The sequence below is a fragment of the Pseudomonas sp. CVAP#3 genome, from assembly GCF_018986375.1.
Lineage (GTDB): Bacteria > Pseudomonadota > Gammaproteobacteria > Pseudomonadales > Pseudomonadaceae > Aquipseudomonas > Aquipseudomonas helvetica.
The window spans coordinates 44,405-63,006 of sequence record NZ_JAHMSC010000028.1 but is presented as its reverse complement, the minus strand read 5'-3'; the positions used below and the strand labels follow the sequence as shown (position 1 = coordinate 63,006).

At 58.8% G+C, this 18,602-nt stretch carries 17 protein-coding genes; 9 read left to right on the top strand and 8 right to left on the bottom strand.

Annotated elements, in window-relative coordinates; genetic code table 11:
• Positions 1–122 precede the first annotated feature (122 nt).
• The 3 genes from KRR23_RS27995 to KRR23_RS27985 are packed head-to-tail and all read right to left on the bottom strand — an operon-like array spanning position 123 to position 4,228.
• Positions 123–1,493, bottom strand: coding sequence for an MFS transporter (locus KRR23_RS27995; protein WP_216745080.1), 1,371 nt, complete (start codon positions 1,491–1,493; stop codon positions 123–125).
• A 12-nt stretch (positions 1,494–1,505) separates the two neighbouring features.
• On the bottom strand, positions 1,506–3,047 hold the full coding sequence (locus KRR23_RS27990; RefSeq protein WP_216745079.1) for a class I adenylate-forming enzyme family protein: 1,542 nt from the start codon (positions 3,045–3,047) through the stop codon (positions 1,506–1,508).
• 2 nt (positions 3,048–3,049) lie between these two features.
• On the bottom strand, positions 3,050–4,228 hold the full coding sequence (locus KRR23_RS27985) for an acetyl-CoA acetyltransferase (protein ID WP_216745078.1): 1,179 nt from the start codon (positions 4,226–4,228) through the stop codon (positions 3,050–3,052).
• Positions 4,229–4,378: 150 nt separating this feature from the next.
• Here KRR23_RS27985 and KRR23_RS27980 point away from each other — a divergent pair, with 150 nt between their 5' ends.
• On the top strand, positions 4,379–4,951 hold the full coding sequence (locus tag KRR23_RS27980) for a LuxR C-terminal-related transcriptional regulator (protein ID WP_216745077.1): 573 nt from the start codon (positions 4,379–4,381) through the stop codon (positions 4,949–4,951).
• Between the two features lie 149 nt (positions 4,952–5,100).
• Positions 5,101–6,396: an NRAMP family divalent metal transporter gene (locus tag KRR23_RS27975; RefSeq protein ID WP_216745076.1), complete on the top strand. Its 1,296-nt coding sequence runs from the start codon at positions 5,101–5,103 to the stop codon at positions 6,394–6,396.
• 86 nt (positions 6,397–6,482) lie between these two features.
• Here the strand turns inward: KRR23_RS27975 and KRR23_RS27970 are convergent, their stop codons facing one another.
• On the bottom strand, positions 6,483–6,920 hold the full coding sequence (locus KRR23_RS27970) for a YciI family protein (RefSeq protein ID WP_216745075.1): 438 nt from the start codon (positions 6,918–6,920) through the stop codon (positions 6,483–6,485).
• Between the two features lie 248 nt (positions 6,921–7,168).
• On the opposite strand from KRR23_RS27970, the gene KRR23_RS27965 reads away from it, so the two are divergent.
• From KRR23_RS27965 to KRR23_RS27950, 4 genes are all read left to right on the top strand, one after another.
• Positions 7,169–7,462, top strand: a complete 294-nt coding sequence (locus KRR23_RS27965) for a DUF6124 family protein (protein ID WP_216745074.1) — start codon at positions 7,169–7,171, stop codon at positions 7,460–7,462.
• A gap of 35 nt (positions 7,463–7,497) precedes the next feature.
• Positions 7,498–7,755, top strand: coding sequence for a hypothetical protein (locus tag KRR23_RS27960; RefSeq protein WP_216745073.1), 258 nt, complete (start codon positions 7,498–7,500; stop codon positions 7,753–7,755).
• 441 nt (positions 7,756–8,196) lie between these two features.
• Positions 8,197–8,784, top strand: coding sequence for a DUF433 domain-containing protein (locus KRR23_RS27955; protein ID WP_216745082.1), 588 nt, complete (start codon positions 8,197–8,199; stop codon positions 8,782–8,784).
• On the top strand, positions 8,781–9,188 hold the full coding sequence (locus KRR23_RS27950) for a hypothetical protein (protein WP_216745072.1): 408 nt from the start codon (positions 8,781–8,783) through the stop codon (positions 9,186–9,188). The genes KRR23_RS27955 and KRR23_RS27950 overlap by 4 nt, the downstream gene beginning before the upstream one ends.
• 213 nt (positions 9,189–9,401) lie before the next feature.
• On the opposite strand, the gene KRR23_RS27945 is transcribed toward KRR23_RS27950, so the two are convergent.
• Positions 9,402–10,328 carry a YeeE/YedE thiosulfate transporter family protein gene (locus tag KRR23_RS27945; protein WP_216745071.1) on the bottom strand — a complete coding sequence of 309 codons (927 nt, stop codon included), beginning with the start codon at positions 10,326–10,328 and terminating at the stop codon, positions 9,402–9,404.
• 232 nt (positions 10,329–10,560) lie between these two features.
• Here KRR23_RS27945 and KRR23_RS27940 point away from each other — a divergent pair, with 232 nt between their 5' ends.
• Together KRR23_RS27940 and KRR23_RS27935 are read left to right on the top strand one after the other, a co-directional pair.
• Complete coding sequence (locus KRR23_RS27940; RefSeq protein WP_216745070.1) at positions 10,561–11,970, top strand: DUF2252 domain-containing protein; 1,410 nt, start codon at positions 10,561–10,563, stop codon at positions 11,968–11,970.
• Positions 11,971–12,137: 167 nt separating this feature from the next.
• Positions 12,138–13,592 carry a glycosyltransferase family 39 protein gene (locus KRR23_RS27935; RefSeq protein WP_216745081.1) on the top strand — a complete coding sequence of 485 codons (1,455 nt, stop codon included), beginning with the start codon at positions 12,138–12,140 and terminating at the stop codon, positions 13,590–13,592.
• 85 nt (positions 13,593–13,677) lie between these two features.
• Here the strand turns inward: KRR23_RS27935 and KRR23_RS27930 are convergent, their stop codons facing one another.
• A complete protein-coding gene (locus tag KRR23_RS27930) occupies positions 13,678–14,352 on the bottom strand; it encodes a histidine phosphatase family protein (protein WP_216745069.1) in 675 nt (224 codons plus the stop codon).
• A 257-nt stretch (positions 14,353–14,609) separates the two neighbouring features.
• Between KRR23_RS27930 and KRR23_RS27925 the strand changes: the two genes are divergently transcribed.
• A complete protein-coding gene (locus KRR23_RS27925) occupies positions 14,610–16,529 on the top strand; it encodes a methyl-accepting chemotaxis protein (RefSeq protein WP_216745068.1) in 1,920 nt (639 codons plus the stop codon).
• A gap of 126 nt (positions 16,530–16,655) precedes the next feature.
• On the opposite strand, the gene KRR23_RS27920 is transcribed toward KRR23_RS27925, so the two are convergent.
• Both KRR23_RS27920 and KRR23_RS27915 read right to left on the bottom strand, forming a co-directional pair.
• A complete protein-coding gene (locus tag KRR23_RS27920; RefSeq protein ID WP_216745067.1) occupies positions 16,656–17,024 on the bottom strand; it encodes a glyoxalase superfamily protein in 369 nt (122 codons plus the stop codon).
• A 120-nt stretch (positions 17,025–17,144) separates the two neighbouring features.
• Positions 17,145–18,602, bottom strand: a complete 1,458-nt coding sequence (locus KRR23_RS27915) for a D-aminoacylase (RefSeq protein ID WP_216745066.1) — start codon at positions 18,600–18,602, stop codon at positions 17,145–17,147.

Here is an 18,602-nt window from a genome sequence, read left to right as displayed (position 1 = left end):
TCCAGCGGGAGCAAGCTCCCTCGCCACAGATACTTCTCAGGCCTCCAGACTTCCTTAAGTGAACAGCATTGCGTCTTGTGCGGGCTTTGTTGCATCTGGGGCTTTGTCTATCACTCACCTTTTCAAGGCGTGGGCGCCAACGCCAGATTGGCTCGCCCAACACTCGACAGCTCGGCGGGACTTGCGCAGGCGACAAAATCCTCCTTGCGCAGTAGCACCAGCGCGATCAGTGATACCACGCCCGTGCCGATGTAAAAGTACCAGGGCGAGGTAATGTCGCCGGTTACCTTGATCAGCCAGGTCGAAATCAGCGGTGCGCTACCGCCAAATACCGCCACCGGAATGTTGTACGCCACCGCGATGCCGGTGGAGCGGATTCGGGTAGGCAATAACTCGCTCATCAACGCGTAAGTCGACGAGGCATACAGGCCGAACAAAATCGCCACCGTCATCAACGGGTAAATAAACGAGGCCGCCGTTGCCGTGGGTGCCGATTTGAACAGCCAGTACATCGCCAAAGTGGCCAGGGTGCCGATCACCAACAAAAACGGCTTGCGCCCGTATTTATCGGTGAACGCTCCGCCGAACGGCATGACCACTGCGGCCGAGAGGCTGGCAACGAAGACGTAGAGCAAGGTCGTGCCGCTGTCGAACTTGAGGATGCTCGACATGTAGGTCGAGGCGAAAGTCAGCACCAGATAGAAGATCGAGCTGTGCAGGGTAATGATGAAGAACACCAGGGCAATCGCCCTTTTCCACTGCCAGACTTCTCGCAGCGGGGCTTTGGAAGTTTCCCCTGCGCGCTGCAACGCCAGGAACTCGGGACTGTCTTCGAGCTTCAGGCGGATGTACATCGAGATCAGGCCCAGCGGCGCCGCTATCAGGAACGGAATACGCCAGCCCCAGGCTTGCATGAGGTCAGCGCCCATCACCCAGGTCATGCCGTTAGCCACCGCACCGCCCAGCAACAGGCCGAGCACCGCGGTTACCATCAACCAGCACGTCGCGAATCCGCGTCGCCCGGGCCCGGCGTACTCGGAGATGAAGCTGGTGATGGTGCCGATCTCGCCACCGGCCGAGAAGCCTTGCACACAGCGGATCAACACTAGAAGAATCGGCGCTGCGATACCCAGCGTGGCATAGGTCGGCAACAGCCCGAGCAGAACGGTAGAGCCGGCCATCATCACCAGCACCGTGATCAGGGTTTTGCGCCGGCCGATCTTGTCCGCCAGCGGACCGAAGAACAGCCCCCCCAGCGGCCGGATGAAAAAGCTCAAGGCAAAAGCCGCAAAACTGGCGAGCAGGCTGGTGGTCGGGTCGTCGGAGACGAAGAACGCCCTGCCGATATAGACGGCGAGAAAACCGTAGACGCCGTAGTCGTACCACTCGATCAGGTGGCCGGAGGTTGCACCGATAAACGCCCGACGCCGTTGCCGGGCCGGGTTTTTCTGTTGAATGCCCACGTGAGGGACTCCTGTCTGACTTCTATCCATGGAAAACACAACTCAGGGAACTGCAGTACCACTCGCGGCCTCCTTCAACCAGAGGCGCAAGTCGGTCTTGAGAATCTTGCCGTAACTGTTCTTGGGCAACTCTGCGCGAAACACATACTTCTTGGGCTTTTTGAACGACGCCATGTGTTCGATGAACCAGGCATTGAGCAAAGACTCGTCGAGCCCCCCTGTACTGCGGGGGACGACAAACGCTACCACCGATTCCCCCCACTGCACATCCGGCTCGCCCACTACACAGACTTCAAATACTTCAGGGTGTTGCGCCAGCACTTCCTCGACTTCCCGCGGGTACACGTTGCAGCCCCCGGAAATGATCACATCCTTGGAGCGATCGGTCAGCGTCAGATATCCCGCGCAATCAAGAAAACCGATGTCGCCGGTCAACAGCCAACCATCCACCAAGGTCTGGCGAGTCGCCGGCTCATTGCGCCAGTAGCCCTGCATGACGGTGGGTCCGCGCACGGCGATTTCCCCCGACTGGCCGGGTGGCAACGGCCGGTGCTCAGGGTCCAGAATCCTGATTTCCACGCACGAATGTGCCCGCCCCACGGAAGCGGCCAGCGAGGCCCAGTCGGGACGGTTGCGATCCGCAATCAGCTCTCGCGACAAGGCGCTGATCGTCATCGGGCTCTCGCCCTGACCGTAGATCTGCACCAGCCGCGCGCCAAAGGTCTCGACCGCGTCTTGCAGATCCGCCAGGTACATCGGCGCACCACCGTAGACGATGGTTTTGATCCCGTCGCCGCCATAGCCTTGGCGACGGGCCTGCTCAACCATGCGCTTGACCATGGTCGGCGCGGCGAACAGGGTGATATTGCGCACCTTGCTCGCCAGCTCGAACAGCTCGTCGGCCTTGAAACCACGGGACTCGGGGACCACATGGCGAGCACCGCAACGCACATGAATAAAGTTGTAGAGGCCGGCGCCATGGGACATCGGGGCCGCGTAGACCACCGCGTCATCCGGGCTGACCGGATCAACGTCGAGCGGATAACACAGCGACATGGCCGTCAGGTTGCCATGAGAGAGCATCACCCCCTTGGATCGCCCGGTGGTGCCAGAGGTATAGAACAGCCAGGCAAGGTCATCGGCATCACGAGAACAGGGATCTTCCAGCGTCGTTGCATCGACTGAAGCGCACGCCAGACTGGCCGCTGCATTCAGTTCTCGACAGTCCTGCGGCAACGCCTCGGGCGAGAACACCTTGCCACCATCGGTGAAAATCAGCCGGGCTTGCGCATTGTCGACGATCCAGCCGGCTTCAGCAGGGTGCAGCTTGCAGTTGATCGGCACCACCACCGCGCCCACCCACCAGACGGCATAAAGCAGTTCGAGGTATTCGCAACTGTTCTTCATGAACAGCGCCACATGGTCGCCGGGCGCAATACCGTGCTCGTTTATAAGTTGCGCTGCACGGCTACGGACACGGGCGGCAAACGTGGCGTAGTCGGCGACTTGCCGCTGCCCCTCAAACAACGCTGGACGCTCTGGCCAGCGTCGGCCGGCGTCGTTCAACCAGTTGGCAATGTTCATGCTCAAACCCTGCGTGCCTGAAGCACTGAGGCGTAATTGGCGACCGCCATGCCGCCCATGTTGAACAGCAGACCGAACTCGGGATTCGGTACAGCCAGGCCGATCGGCTCGCCAGTCAGCTGCCGAAAGGCCATTGCATGCATCGACACCCCCGTGGCACCCACCGGATGCCCCTTGGCCTTGAGCCCGCCCGACAGGTTCACCGGCAGACGTCCACCCGCCCGCACGATACCGTCATCCAGCGCCCGATGCCCCTCGCCTTTGGGTGCCAGGCCCATGGCTTCGTAGATCAGCAGTTCGGCGATGGTGAAGCAGTCATGAACCTCGGCAAAGCTCAGGTCGGCCAAGGTGATATTGGCCCCACGCAAGGCCGAATGGATCGCACGCTGCGGGCCTTCAAACGCGAGGATGTCGCGCTGGGCAATCGGCAGGAAATCGTTGACCTGAGTCACCGAGCGAATCAGTACGTCACGACGAAACCGCCTGGCGCGCTTGGACGAGGCCAGCACAATGGCGGCAGCCCCATCGCTGATCAGCGAACAATCGGTCAGGCGCAGCGACTCCGCCACATACGGGTTGCTCTTCGACACGTTGTTGCAGTGTTCGAAATCCATGACCCGGTGCATCTGCGCCAAGGGGTTGGCCATTGCATTGGAGTGGTTCTTCGTGGCGATCGCGGCCATCGATGCCATCGGGCACTGATAGCGGTCACGGTACTGTTGCGCGGCCAGGCCGAACAACTGCGGAAAACTGAGCCCGGCCTCTTCGACGTCGTTTTGATAACCGGCACCGGCCAGGGCCTTGGTGACGTCGGCCGTGGAGTTGGAGGTCATCTTCTCGGCGCCCACGATCAACACCAGTTCGGCTGAGCCTGAGCGGATCGCGTTGATCCCCGCGTGAATCGCCGCCGAACCCGAAGCGCAGGCGTTTTCGCAACGGGTCGCGGGCTTGAAGCGCAAGCCTGGGTCGGCTTGCAGCATCAACGAGGCGGGAAAACCATCCGCAACCATGCCCGAGTTGAAATGCCCGAGGAACATCGCGTCGATGGCTGAGGCGTCGATGGCGGCGTCTTCCAGGGCTTCGCGGGTGACCTGAACGATCAGGTCTTCCAATGTGGAACCGTCCAGACGACCAAATCGAGAGTGCGCGGCAGCGACGATGGATACGGAATCATGGGGCATGGTGATTTTCTTCTGTGCTTGGATCAGGCATTCCCTACAATGACCTACAGTCCGGATCGCTCGCTAGTTCGTGCAACTACGTACATGAATAAGTAACCGCTCCGATACAAAGCGTCGTCAGTACCGGATTTAATCGAGGCAGGATGCCCAATGAGCGTTTTCGCACATCAACTGAAAGACCTTGAGCGCCTGGCATTCAAGGTGTCACCCGCCCCGCAACTCATCACCGGCAACCGCGTGATGCTCGACTGCAACGAGGCATTCCTGGAACTGTTCGGCTTCCAGCGCGAAGAGCTTCTGGGCCATCTGACCCTGCTGATCTATCCCTCCCAGGCGGACTACAAGACCATCGGCAATCGCAGCCAGACCTGGTTGCGCAACAGCCAGAGCGGCTCCTACTCCGACGAACGCTTCATGCAACACAAAAGCGGCGAAGTGTTCTGGGCCAGGTCGCACGGTTATAGCCTGACCCCCGACGATCCGTTCCAACTGATGGTCTGGCACTTCGAACGCATGGACCGGCCGCACCACGCCACGGTCAATCTCACACCCCGCGAACGCGAAATCTCGATGCACATCGTCAATGGCCTGACCTGCAAGGAAGTGGCCAAAAAACTGGCGATTTCCCACAGAACCGTGGAAGTCCACCGCGCCCGCCTGATGAAAAAGCTGCAGGCCAAGAACAGCGCGGAGTTGGTGTCGAAGATTATTTTTGTGAGTTGACGGACGAGCCCCCAGACACGTCATAAACAGAAGTCCGTTCAGTATTCGCGCAGAGGTCGAGAGTGGAGGAATACGCTCAGGGAACTCCCGGCAAAAGCCTCCAGTCACAGCTATATGTGGCATCCCGCCGCCCTGCGAAGCCGACAACAATGAACAACGAAGAGCTTGTCTCCAAGCCAGCGGTCAGGGCTCATGGTTCGTGGTTGAAAAAACTGGGACCGGGGCTGATTACCGGCGCCGCCGACGACGACCCCAGTGGTATCGCAACCTACTCGCAAGCCGGCGCGCAGTTTGGTCTGAACACGCTCTGGACGTTGTTACTGACGTTCCCCCTGATGGTCGGCATTCAGGTCATCAGCGCCAAAATCGGTCGGGTCAGCGGTCACGGACTGGCAACCAATATTCGCCATCATTACCCCAAGCCCTTTCTACTCTCCATTGTCGGGCTACTGCTGATCGCCAATACCGTAAACATTGCCGCCGACGTCGCCGCAATGGGTAATGCGACGAAGTTGTTGATCGGTGGGCCGACTCACTTCTACGCCGTTGGCTTCGGGGTAGTTTCGTTACTGCTGCAGATGTTCATTCCCTACAGCCGCTATGTGCGCGTACTCAAGTGGCTGACCCTGGTATTGCTGGCTTACGTGGGCATAATTTTTGCGGTGCAGATCCCATGGGGCAAGGTCGCTCTGCAGACGGTATGGCCGCATCTGTCCTGGAAGCCGGAATACATCACCATCGTCGTGGCCATTTTCGGCACAACCATCAGCCCCTACCTTTTCTTCTGGCAGGCCTCCCAGGAAGTGGAAGAAATGGAGGCTCGTCCCGACGCAGACTCGCTGATCGGGGCTCCAGAGCAAGCAAAGGTCAATTTCCGGCGGATCCGAATCGACACGATCATTGGAATGGCATTCTCCAACATCATCGCGTTTTTCATCATGCTGACCACCGCCGTCACTCTTCACATGCACGGTTTGACCGATATCCAGACCTCCGAACAAGCGGCGAGTGCTCTGCGTCCCATCGCCGGAGAATTTTCCTTCTGGCTGTTCAGTGCCGGCATCATCGGCACCGGTTTGCTGGCCATACCGGTGCTGGCAGGTTCCGCCGCCTACGCAATGGCGGGGGCGTTTCAATGGAAAAACAGCCTGGCCGACGAGCCAAAAACCGCCAAAGGCTTCTACGGCGTCATTGCGGCAGCAACGCTGTTGGGCGTTCTGCTGTGCTTTGCGCCCATTGATCCGATCAAGGCTTTGCTGTGGAGCGCCGTGATCAACTGCGTCATGGCCGTACCGATCATGTTCACCATGATGTTCATGGCATCGCGCAAGGACATCATGGGTGAGTTCGTCATTCACCCAGGCTTGCGGATTCTGGGCTGGTGTTGTTCGCTGGCGATGGCATTGGCGGTCGTCGCGATGTTTTGGGGAATGCTCGCCGGTTGATCCTATTCAGCACCAACGCAATGAGGGCCAGATTTATTGTCGAGTACTCGCCTCAAATCAAGATAAATCGGCCCCCCCTTTATATTTCAGCACTTCTTCGCCTGCTCTTTCGCCTGCGCCCACACACGCTCTTCCTGCTCGCGCAGCTCCGGTGTGAACTCCGCACCGAAGTCCTCGGCCTCGAAAACCTGGCGAATTTCGATTTCAGCCTCTGTACCCGGCATCGGATTGGGGCAGCGTTTGACCCAGTCGATGGCTTCCTGCTTCGACTTCACCTGCCACAGCCAGTAGCCGGCGATCAGTTCCTTGGTTTCGGCGAACGGGCCGTCGATCACTGTGCGTTTCTCACCCGAGAAGCGCACGCGGGTGCCTTTGCTGCTGGGGTGCAGGCCTTCGCCGCCGAGGAGGATGCCGGCCTTGACCAGCTCTTCGTTGTAGTTGCCCATCGCGGTCAACAATTCCTGGCTGGGCATCACGCCGGCTTCGGAATCCTGGCTGGCTTTTATAATGATCATGAATCGCATCGTGTTATCTCCGTTTGATGTGAACTACTCACTACCTTGTCGAACGGTAGCGCCGCAAATCGACAGTCCTTCACTATATATTTCCACGCCGCCAAAAGGTCCTAGGACATTTCCCGCGAACAGCGGCGTCATTGATGAACTGGAAAGCCTCTCGCCGTGAAGATACCTTTGAATTGTCGCTGCAAATGAGCGACCGGTTGTGACAGGCCGTAAAAGTGTAGGCCTCTCGAGACTACCGGAGTTCCACCATGAAAAAGATCCCCCTCAATCTCCCCGAGAAAACCACCACTCCTGTAAGCAATCTCTTCACCCTCCTCCCCGACATCGACACCGAGACCCTGCTGATCCACACCAGCGAAACCCTCGCCTCGCTCAACGTCATGACCAGCGACCTGGCCTTCCAGCTCGAAGACTCGCGTCGCAACGTGGCGTTGGCGATTCAGCAGTTGATCGTGCTGGGCGAACTGCTGGTGAACCGGGCGCTGGAGCACTTCGACACGCCGGACGCATCGCACGAACCTCAACCCGCCGCTCACCACTGAGTCGTCACGTTCTGCTCATGAATGGAGGTTCTGCCATGACTCGATACATGCCCATCACCGGCATCGACTGCACTGTCGCATCCCTGTTGATCGACACCGAAGCGCCGCTGGACGTGCTGCATGAAACAGCCGCCTACCGCATCCGTACCGCGACACAGTTGTTGGAGATCGTCGCCACCGGCGAGGGGGTTCACAGTGAACTGGCCCGCGCGTTGGTGGTTTCACTGCGCGATGGTTGTGATTTGCTGGATGTCGTTGGGCGACGATTGCAGGCGCAGGTTTTGTCGGCGTGAAGAAGAAAGTGGCCCTCGCGGGCCACTTTTAGCAATTGAGTTCATCCGGACGATGCTCACGATAAGCCTCTGACTCAACGGAAGGTTTCACTTAACGTAACTTTCTGACGACCCAATCCGTGGATATCGCTTCGTAAAACTGCCTCGGCACCGTTCCTTCCGTGGTCAGGGTCAGACATTTCCCGCAAGCCAAAGCGTCGTGTGTGAACTTGTGCGGGATGAGCTGCAAACCTAATCTGGGCAAGCGATACAGACGGTTCGTCTCAAACCGATTGATCGAGATCGCCACTGCCACCAGACTCCACTTTCTGCACTACCCGCTGACAAGGAGGCCACATGCAACGCACTGCGCTACCCAGCCACCTTGTTGGCATTGGCTTGTACACCCCGGCAGAAGCCGCGCTTTACACCGGCATTCCGGCCGCTGACATCCGCCGCTGGTTGTTCGGGCATACCGCCCACGGCGCTCTGCATCCTGGCCTGTGGCCCTCCGAGCTGGCTGATTTGGGCGAGCCCATCCTGGGCTTTCACGACCTTCTCGAAATTCGCTTTGTTTACGCTTTCCGTAAACACGGCGTTAGCCTGCAAGCTATTCGCAGCGCTTCGCTGCAAGCAAAAGCGATGTTTGATCAGGCCTATCCCTTTACCTGCAAACGATTCCAAACAGACGGAGGGAGCATTTTCGCCACGGTTATGGATGAACTCGGCGATGACGCCTTGCTCGATCTGGTGAAAAGGCAATACGCCTTCAAACAGGTCATCACTCCGTCGCTCTATGAAGGCATTGATTACACAGGCTCAGGTACCGCTCAACGCTGGTACCCGATCAAACACAGCAAGGCCATTGTTCTCGACCCTTCCAGAAACTTTGGAAAACCTGTGCTTTCCGTTACAGGGATCGACACAGCAACTGTTTTCAGTGCTTATCAAGCCGAAGGGAACGATGCCAAGCGCGTTGCTCAACTTTACGAGATACCCGCCAGCGCAGTAGACGCGGCAGTTAATTTCGAGCTTAGGAATGTGGCTTGAACTTCCTGCTGGACAACAATCTCCCTCCCGCTCTGGCCCGCGCCCTTAACGAACTCTCCAAATCCGAAGGCCACACCGTGACGCCACTGCGGGACAAATTCCCACAGAGTGCGACTGATATAGCGTGGATTTCAACGTTGAGTGAAGAAGGTGGATGGGCCGTTATCTCACAGGACAAATTTACCAAAGGCGATATTGAAAAAAGAGCCTTTCGTGAATGCGGCCTTCCAATATTCTGCTTGGCCAGACATTGGGGGAATGAACCTTACTGGAGCAAAGCTCACAATCTGGTGCGGTGGTGGCCGGCAATCTTGATCCAGGCAGATCTGATAAACAGAGGCACAGCGTTCCGTGTGCCTTGGAAGTTCGCGACTCATGGAAAACTTGATCAGATAAAAACCTAAAGCCCAGCCCTACACCGCAATGCTGTTCACTTAAGGAAGTCTGGAGGCCTGAGAAGTATCTGTGGCGAGGGAGCTTGCTCCCGCTGGACTGCGTAGCAGGCCCAATTCAGGGCCGCTTCGCGCCCCAGCGGGAGCAAGCTCCCTCGCCACAACTGCGGATGCGCCTGAAACATCGGCTTAAGTGAACAGCATTAAGCCCTACACCGGACTTTTTCATTTCAGCGCGGTCCTGCCCCCCCACCACCGCTTCACCCACAACGTCCCCACAATCCCCACGACAATCGAGGCCAATGGCAACGTCGAGGTCAAATTCAGTGTCGGGAATACCAGCAAAATCTGTGAGTCGTTGCCGCCGAGCATCATCGACGCGCCGATGCCCATCAGCACCCCGGCCAATAAGTGTACGCATGCCTTGGACAGGTTGAACGGCTGGTAGCGGAAGGTCTTGCGGCGCAGGGTGAAGCTGAGCATGCCCACCAGCAGCATCACGAACACCACGACGCGCTGGCCGGTGAGGGTCGTTTGTTCGGGCATCCAGAACAGCTGTGACAGGTGGTAGAAGAACACGCTGGGCGTCCATTCCGGTTCGAAGGTGTACAGCGCGCTGGTCAGCGCCCCTAGCAACATGCTGGAGAACACCAGGTGTTTGTCGCCGTGAACATAAGCCAGAAACAGCAACGCCATCAGCACCACACCCAGGGTGAGCAGATAGTGGCTGCTGGAGATTTCGGGCATCAGCAGGGTTCTGTGCTCGGGCAACATGTTGAGCCGATACCAGAGCACAATCCCCAGCACCCAGCCAACAATCGTAAAGGCTTTATTGAGATTGCCGCAGGTGAGTTTGGTCAGGGTGCCGACACTGCAACCGTCGTTGAGCACCGAGGCGACGCCAAATAGCAGTCCGCCACCGATCAGCAACGGATACCCGACTTCTGGCGTGAACAATGGCTGGCTGATGCCGAAATGGCGATAAATCGGCGCCAGCAGCAGGCCGAACAGCCCGCAGGAAACCAGTGCCACGAACAAGGTGGGCCGACGCTTGAGCAGCAAAGCGCTGGCATTGACCAGGCACATGCCCATCCGCTGCGAAACCCAGCCAATCAGGAATGCAAGCAACCACGCGATCAGCAACGAAAGCACACGCCTCCTCACACCTCGGCAGGCCCATCGATGGATTAAAGACTAGTCGGCTTTTCAGTGGGCTCGCCAAGGCGACAACTACGCCATCGTATCGACCCGCTCAATGTTGTCAGCCAACGCAAAGACTGGCTAACAGCGGGATTCCTGCTAGCTTTCAAGCGAGTTCTACACTTCGCCCAGCGGCGCCTTTTCTGTCTGCGCCAGCCATTCAGCCCACCTCGAAAGGGACCTCATGACCACTCTCAAAGACCGTCTGAAGCAGGGCAAGGATGCGCGCAAGCAGTGCTCGCGCAATGCTCAGGCGCTGCTCGGCAAGACTGATCGCGACCCAGTGCCCTTGATCAAAGCCTCCAGTGCAGGGCGAATCCGCTCGCTGAACGAGTTGCGCTTCGGGCGCATGCTGGTTTCGCCGTTCGCCTTCTATCGTGGCAACGCCCTGCTGCATGCCCACGACCTGTCCGGGACGCCGGACATGGGGCTGCATTCAACCATTTGTGGCGATTGTCACCTGATGAACTTCGGTGGTTTTGGCACGCCGGAACGCAACCTGCTATTCAGCGTCAACGACTTCGATGAAGCTCACCCGGGTCCATGGGAATGGGACCTGAAACGGCTGGTGGCAAGCTTCCTGGTCGCCATTCGCGACCTGCGCCACGTTGCGTCAGTGGAGGAAGACATCTGTCGCCGTGTGGTCTCAGCCTATCAGGAGAGCATGGCCGAATGCGCCGAACAGAGTGCCCTGGAAATCTGGTACGACGCCCTCGGTTACAACGAATTGCTCAAACAGGAACCCTCCACCAGCACGCTGGAGCATGTGAAAAACGCCATTAACAAAGCCGAGCATCGCACCCACGCGGAACTGCTGCCCAAGATATGCCAGCGCGATAAACACGGCCGCTTGCTGATCCGTGATGATCTGCCATATATCTTCCATCTGCACAAAGACTCCACGCTACTGGACGCCAATGATGACTGGATGCGCGTGGACGATTGGCGACCCCCGTACGACACCCTCATGCACGATTACCGAGCCACACTGATGGGCGATCGTCGCGATTTGCTGGCGCGCTTCCAGGTCCAGGACCTGGCGTTCAAAGTCGTTGGGGTGGGCAGTGTCGGGACGCGCTGCCTGGTTGCGCTGCTGACCGACGATCAGGAGCGACCGCTGTTTTTGCAGCTCAAGGAAGCGCGCCGTTCGGTGATTGCCGATTACGTCAAAGCCAAATCGCGGATACGCCATGACGGCCAGCGCGTGGTTGAAGGCCAGCGCCTGATGCAGTCGGCCAGCGATCTGTTTCTCGGTTGGACCACCAGCCCCAACGGCCAGCACTTCTACGTGCGCCAGCTACGGGACATGAAAATATCGGCGGAGCTGGAAACCTTCGATGCCGAAACGTTTTCCGCGTATGGCCACATCTGCGGTAAAGCCCTGGCTCGAGCCCATGCCAAAGCCTCCGGTCAAGCTGCACAAATCAGCGGATACATTGGCAAGAGCGAGGACATGGCCAATGCACTGTTCAAGTACGCCAAGGCCTATTCCGACCAGAACGAGCGCGACTTCGAACGCTTTCAACGAGCCTGCCGCAAAGGCAAGCTACAGGCCCGTTCGGAAACTGATTTTGCCGCTGATCATCTGCCTTAGGTGCGCACCTCAATAAATACAAAGGGTGACCGACCCGGTTCTACTGAGCTATAAACCGGTCGTTCTTACGCATAATTTTTTCGATTCACATTTTGTTAAGAAGTGGCCTCGTATACTTCCGAGTCCTGTTTTACTCTCGGCCCTCATCCTTTGGTAGCCTGATGCCTATGTCACGCCCTGCCCCACTCCTGTTGTTACTTACCTGTCTGCTGTTCTTCTTCGCCCTTGGCAATCACCAGTTGCAAGGTTCCACCGAACCCCGCGTTGCCGGGATTGCGATGGAAATGCACCTGGATAACGACTGGGTGACGCCGCGTCTGTTCGGTCAACCCTTTCTGGAAAAACCACCGCTGAGCCTTTGGCTCGATGCCGGAGCGATCCGTGCGTTTGGTGGCACGCCATTGGCCGTGCGCCTGGCCTCGGCCTTCGCCGGGTTGTTCAGCGTGATGCTGCTGTACGCCATGCTGCGCCGATTTGGCCGTCCAACGACCATCGCCTGGGTTGCCGGGATCATGCTGGCGACCATGGCCAGTTACTGGGGCAACGTTCGCGGTGTTGGCGAAGATGCACTGCTGAGCCTGGGCGTAACCCTGGCGCTGCTGTCGTTCTATCAGGCTCATCGCCAACAAGCCGAACAGCGCGGAGCCTTGGGTAGCTGGCTGCTCTTCGCTGTCGGCATCGCCATCGCCACGTTGAGCAAAGGTGTGCTGGGCCTGGCAATGCCGGGGGTGGTGATCTTCGCCTACCTGCTGGCCGAAAGCCTGATCGACAAACGCTTCAGCCTGCCGCGCTGGATGGGGCCGGCACTGGCGACCCTGCTCGGGCTGATCCCTTTGGTGATCTGGCTGTTCATGCTCTATCAGCGCGGTGGCTCGCAGGCACTGGCCGAAGTGCTCCTGACCAACAGCGTCGGGCGCTTCAACGGCTCGTTCGTTGAAGCCGGCCACTACGAGCCGTTCTATTACTACCTGGCCAAACTGCCGGAAGCCTTCCTGCCGTGGAACATCCTGGTGTACCTGGGGTTGTGGCATTTCCGTAAGAGCCTGGTGAACAATCGCTACCTGCTGTTTTTTACGCTGTGGCTGCTCGCCCAGTTCTTCATGCTGACCCTCGCGTCGAGCAAGCGCACGGTGTACCTGATGTCGCTGACGCCGGCCGCCGCCGTACTGGCCGCAGAATATGCGGCAGTGCTATACGAGCGCTTGCGCAAGCACACCGAAGCATCAACTTTGCTCGGCAAAATCGCCCGCAATCGTCGCGGTATCGCAATCGGCATCATCAGCGTGCTGTTCGTCAGTTATCTGGCCGCGGCCCAATGGATCGTCCCGCGTGCTGACCGCAAACTGTCGTTCCTGCCATTGACCGAGCAAATCCAGACCATGCAGGCCAACGGACAAGAAGTTGCGCTGTATCAGGCGAACGAACGGACTGCCGGGGCAACGGTGTTCTACACCCACACCCTGCTCAAGGACTTGCAGACCGAAGCCGAGCTGACGGCATTTCTCGCCGCCTCTCCCACGCATGTGGCGCTGATTGCCGCCGAGACTGAGCCCAAGGCCCCGTTGAAGGTACTGAAGAAAATGCTGGTGGGGCGTCAGGATTACTATTTCGTCGCACAGTAAAACGGCCAGCAAAAAAAACGGCACCTGATGCAGGTGCCGTTTTTATTGCCTGGCAAAAGTAGCCTGGGAGGATCAACCCGCCGGGCTATTTGATATCGACTGATTGCCAGTCAGAGGCTTCGATCAGCCCCAGCAGTTTCGGCTGGGTTTGCGCGGTATCCAGCGTAAAAAACAGCGACGCGCCATACCCTGGGGTCGATGCTGGCAACTTCAGTTCTTTTTCCAGATCCGCCATGCACTCGCTGTGGGTGACCAGCACCAGGTTACGGCCGGCGACCTTGTGCGCCAGCACGTCACGCAGCATCGTGCCTTTGCAGTTGAAGAGCCAATCCTGGGCACTGCCGAGCGTATTGAACATATAGCGCGACGTTTGCGTGGTCCGCGTCAACGGACTGTTGTAGATATCGGCGTTAGTCAGGCCAAGGCGTGCGAATTGCGCACCGATCCCGACAGCCACCGCACGCGCGCGTTCGGTAATGCCATCGGCACTGTCCAGGCAAGGGGCGGTGGAGTGGTCGCATCGCTCAACGTGACGGATCAGCACAATCGTATCGCCCTTGGCCCAACTGGCCGCCAGGGCCTTGTCCCCCACAATGTTGCCGTGGGCCAGGTCCGCCGGACCGACTGGGCGCAGCAGCCAGAATGCCAACGCGATAACAAAGAGTGATGCCAGTAATGCAAGGGCAATGTATTTAGCGCGAGTGAGCCCACCCCGGTTCAGTGAACGCTTGATACCCGCAAGACCCAATCTTGAATCCACCTTCACACCGCCTCGGACACACGAATACCCAATTGTACGGGCAACATTAAAAGTCGACGCGTAACTACCCAGTGAAATGAATGTGAAAAAATGCTCAACCGACGAGCATGCCCCGTATTTTCTCGTTACGAAAAACGTTTCAGCTATCGCGCCTGCCGCCGATACACCCTCTACGAACACATTCTGCTGGCCTCCAAAAACAATAATCTTCCAGCCAACTGACGATAAGCAGCACAACGTTCCTGGAGGAATTTTTGATGAATAGCTGGTTCGCCAACATCAGCGTCAACCTGAAGCTGAGCCTGGGCTTCGGCCTGGTGCTGGCCCTTACGTGCATTCTCGCCCTGACCGGCTGGACCAGCCTGGGTGGGTTGATCGACCGCAGCAACTGGATGAGCGATATCACTCAGCTCAATGCGGGTCTGACCAAACTGCGGGTTACCCGTTTGCAGTACATGCTGGCCGACGGCGACGAAACCGTGGCACAGACCGTGCAAACCGCCCTCGACGGCTTCAAGGCCCAGCAGCAAAAACTGCTGTCGAGCCTCAAGAGCCCGGAAAACCTCAAGCTGCTCAATGAACAGGGCACAGTTATCGATGCCTACCAGCAATCGCTGAACAAAATGCGCAGCGCCTATCGGACCGTGAGCAGTGTGCGTCAGACCATGGGGCAGAATGCCGAAAGCGCCAACACGCTGATCAATGACATCGACACCCGCGTGCGCCAGATGCCCTTGAGCGATCAACGCTTCGAACAATTCCTGGCCATCACCGAAGCCAAGGAACAGTTTCAGCTCGCCCGCTACGAGGTTCGCGGTTACATCGCTGACAGCAATCCGGCCACCGAGCAAAAAGCCATCGCCCAGATGGACGCGGCCATCGCCAGCCTGAAAACACTCAACACGCATTTCGCCGACAGCCAGCAAGATGCGTTGCGTCAGCTGCAAAATGCCTTGCTCAATTACCGCAACGCATTGCAGGCCTACAAAGCGGCCAACAACGACGCCGTTGTGGCTCGCCAGGAAATGACTGTCCAGGGCAATGACATCGTTACGCGCAGTGACGCGCTGTATCAGATCCAGCTGGATCGCCGTGACGCCGAAAGCACTCAGGCGCGTACCCTGCAACTGATCAGTACGTTGCTGGCATTGCTGGTTGGCGTTCTCGCGGCCGTGATCATCACCCGACAGATCACCCGCCCACTGCGCGAAACCCTGGCAGTGGTCGAGCGCATCGCTGGCGGCGACCTGACCCATGATGTCCACGTCACCCGTCGTGACGAACTTGGCGTATTGCAGCAAGGCATCGCACGGATGGGCGTCACCCTGCGCGAACTGATCAGCGGTATCCGCGACGGCGTCACCCAGATCGCCAGCGCTGCCGAAGAGCTGTCGGCCGTCACCGAAGAAACCAGTGCCGGGGTCAACAGCCAGAAGATCGAAACCGATCAGGTTGCCACCGCCATGCACGAAATGACCGCCACCGTGCAGGAAGTCGCGCGCAACGCCGAAGAGGCGTCGCAGGCGGCAGCAGCGGCTGACGGTGAAGCCCGCGAAGGCGATAAAGTGGTCAACGAAGCGATCGCTCAGATCGAACGTCTGGCCAGTGAAGTGGTGCGTTCCACCGAAGCCATGACCGTGCTGCAACAGGAAAGCGACAAGATCGGCAGCGTCATGGACGTGATCAAGGCAGTGGCCGAACAGACCAACCTGCTGGCGCTCAATGCGGCCATTGAAGCGGCACGCGCCGGTGAAGCCGGTCGCGGTTTCGCCGTGGTCGCTGACGAAGTGCGCGGCCTGGCCCAACGCACGCAGAAATCCACCGAAGAAATCGAAGGCCTGGTCGCCGGCCTGCAGAACGGCACCCAGCAAGTCGCCGCCGTGATGAACAACAGCCGCAGCCTCACCGACAGCAGCGTCGAGCTGACCCGCAAGGCCGGTGTATCACTGGAAAACATCACCCGCACGGTGTCGAACATCCAGTCGATGAACCAGCAGATCGCCGCCGCTGCCGAGCAGCAAAGCGCGGTGGCCGAAGAGATCAGCCGCAGCATCATCAACGTGCGCGACGTCTCCGAGCAAACTGCCGCCGCCAGTGATGAAACCGCCGCGTCCAGCGTTGAACTGGCACGGTTGGGCAACCAGTTGCAGATGATGGTCAGCCACTTCAGGGTGTGATCGTCCACATTGCGCAAACCGGCTCTCACACATTTGCAGGAGTAGCCGGGCGGCGTTCCGTTTGCTAGCGATGGTGTCTATGAGATCGCCATCGCTGGCAAGCCATGCTCCTACAGGTGAGCGGCCTCAAGCACTGATCGCATTGGTAAACACCAACCGATTGCCAAACGGATCGCTGATGGTCATGTCCTGGCTCCCCCAGGGCATGGCCTGAATCTGTGGATGAGCGAAGCGGTATTCCTTGGCCAGCAATTGCTGCAGGAACGCTTCCAGCTCATCGGTCTCGATGCGCAACGCCGAACCCGGCGTAGCGTCACCGTGATGCTCGGACAGATGCAGCACGCATTCACCTCGCGACACCTGCAGGTAGAGCGGGAAGTTCGCCTCGAAACGGTGCTGCCAGTCGAGCGTGAAACCGAGGAAGTCGACGTAGAACTCCAGCGCCTTGGCTTCATCGAAGATCCGCAGGATCGGGGTGGTTTTACCGAAGCTCATTGCGCTACTCCCAAACTGAAAGGCCCCACTCTAAGTGGGTTGCATGACAGCGCTTCGGCTTGGGGAAGGCATTCTTTAACTGCACAGTGCCATCACTGTGACCAACCCCACAGATCGCTGTTACCTGAAGCCTGAACCGAGAGTTCCTTCACGCGCCAAAAACCGCCCTTCCCGACGTCCATTCGGCTGACCATCGATATAGCTGCGCCCCCCATTGACCCACACGCCGTCGATGCCTTCGGCCGAACGTTGCGGGTCGTTGAAATCCGCCACATCGCGCACACGCAACGGGTCGAACAGCACCAGATCCGCCCAATGCCCTTCGCGGATTTCGCCGCGCTCTTTCAGGCCGAACCGCGCCGCCGACAGCCCGGTCATCTTGTGCACCGCCGTGTGCAGCGGGAACAGTCCGAGATCACGGCTGAAGTGCCCCAGTACCCGTGGAAATGCGCCCCACAACCGCGGATGCGGGAACGGGTCTTCCGGCAAACCGTCGGAACCGATCATCGATAACGGGTGGGCCAGAATGCGCCGCACATCCGCCTCGTCCATCCCGTAATAGACCGCCCCGGCCGGCTGCAGGCGACGTGCCGCATCCAGCAACGGCACGCCCCACTCGGCGGCGATGTCCATCAGGTCGCGGCCGCCCACTTCAGGGTGTGGTGTCGACCAGGTGATGGTGATGCGAAACGCGTCCGTCACCTGCTTGAGATCCAGGGTCGAGGAGCTTGCTGCATACGGATAACAATCGCAGCCCACCGGGTGGGTTTTCGCTGCGTGCTCAAGGGACGCCAACAGCTGCGGACTGCGCCCCCAGTTGCCGGCGCCAGCGCATTTGAGATGGGAAATGATCACCGGACTTTTCGCGTGGCGAGCGATCTGGAATGCCTCGTCCATGGCCTCCAGCACCGGTTCGAATTCGCTGCGCAAATGGGTGGTGTAGACCGCGCCGAACGCCGTCAGCTCTTCAGTCAGTTGCATGACTTCATCGGTAGATGCCGAGAAGGCGCTGGCGTAGGCCAACCCTGTGGACAAGCCCAACGCACCCGCCTCCAGGCTCTCGCGCAGTTGCTCGCGCATCGCCGCAATTTCGCTCGGTGTGGCAGTGCGAAACAGGTCGTCCAGATGATTACTGCGCAGCGCCGTGTGACCCACCAACGCCGCTACATTCAAGGTTGGATTGGCCGCTTCGACTGCCGCGCGGTAATCGCTGAAGCACGGATAGACAAAGGCTGCGGACGTGCCAAGCAGGTTCATCGGGTCCGGCGGATCGCCGCGTAAACTCACCGGCGAGGCGCTGATCCCGCAATTGCCAACGATCACCGTGGTCACGCCCTGGCTGAGCTTGGGCAGCATCTGCGGCTGGCTGATCACCACTGTGTCGTCGTGGGTATGTACGTCAATGAAGCCTGGCGCGAGCACCCGGCCGGCCGCGTCGATTTCCTCATCAGCGCTAGCCTCCTGCAAATCACCGATGCGCGCGATACGCCCGTTCATAATCGCCACGTCGGCGGTATAACCCGGCGTGTTGCTGCCGTCGATGATCAGGGCGTTGCGGATCAGCGTGTGGTACTGCAT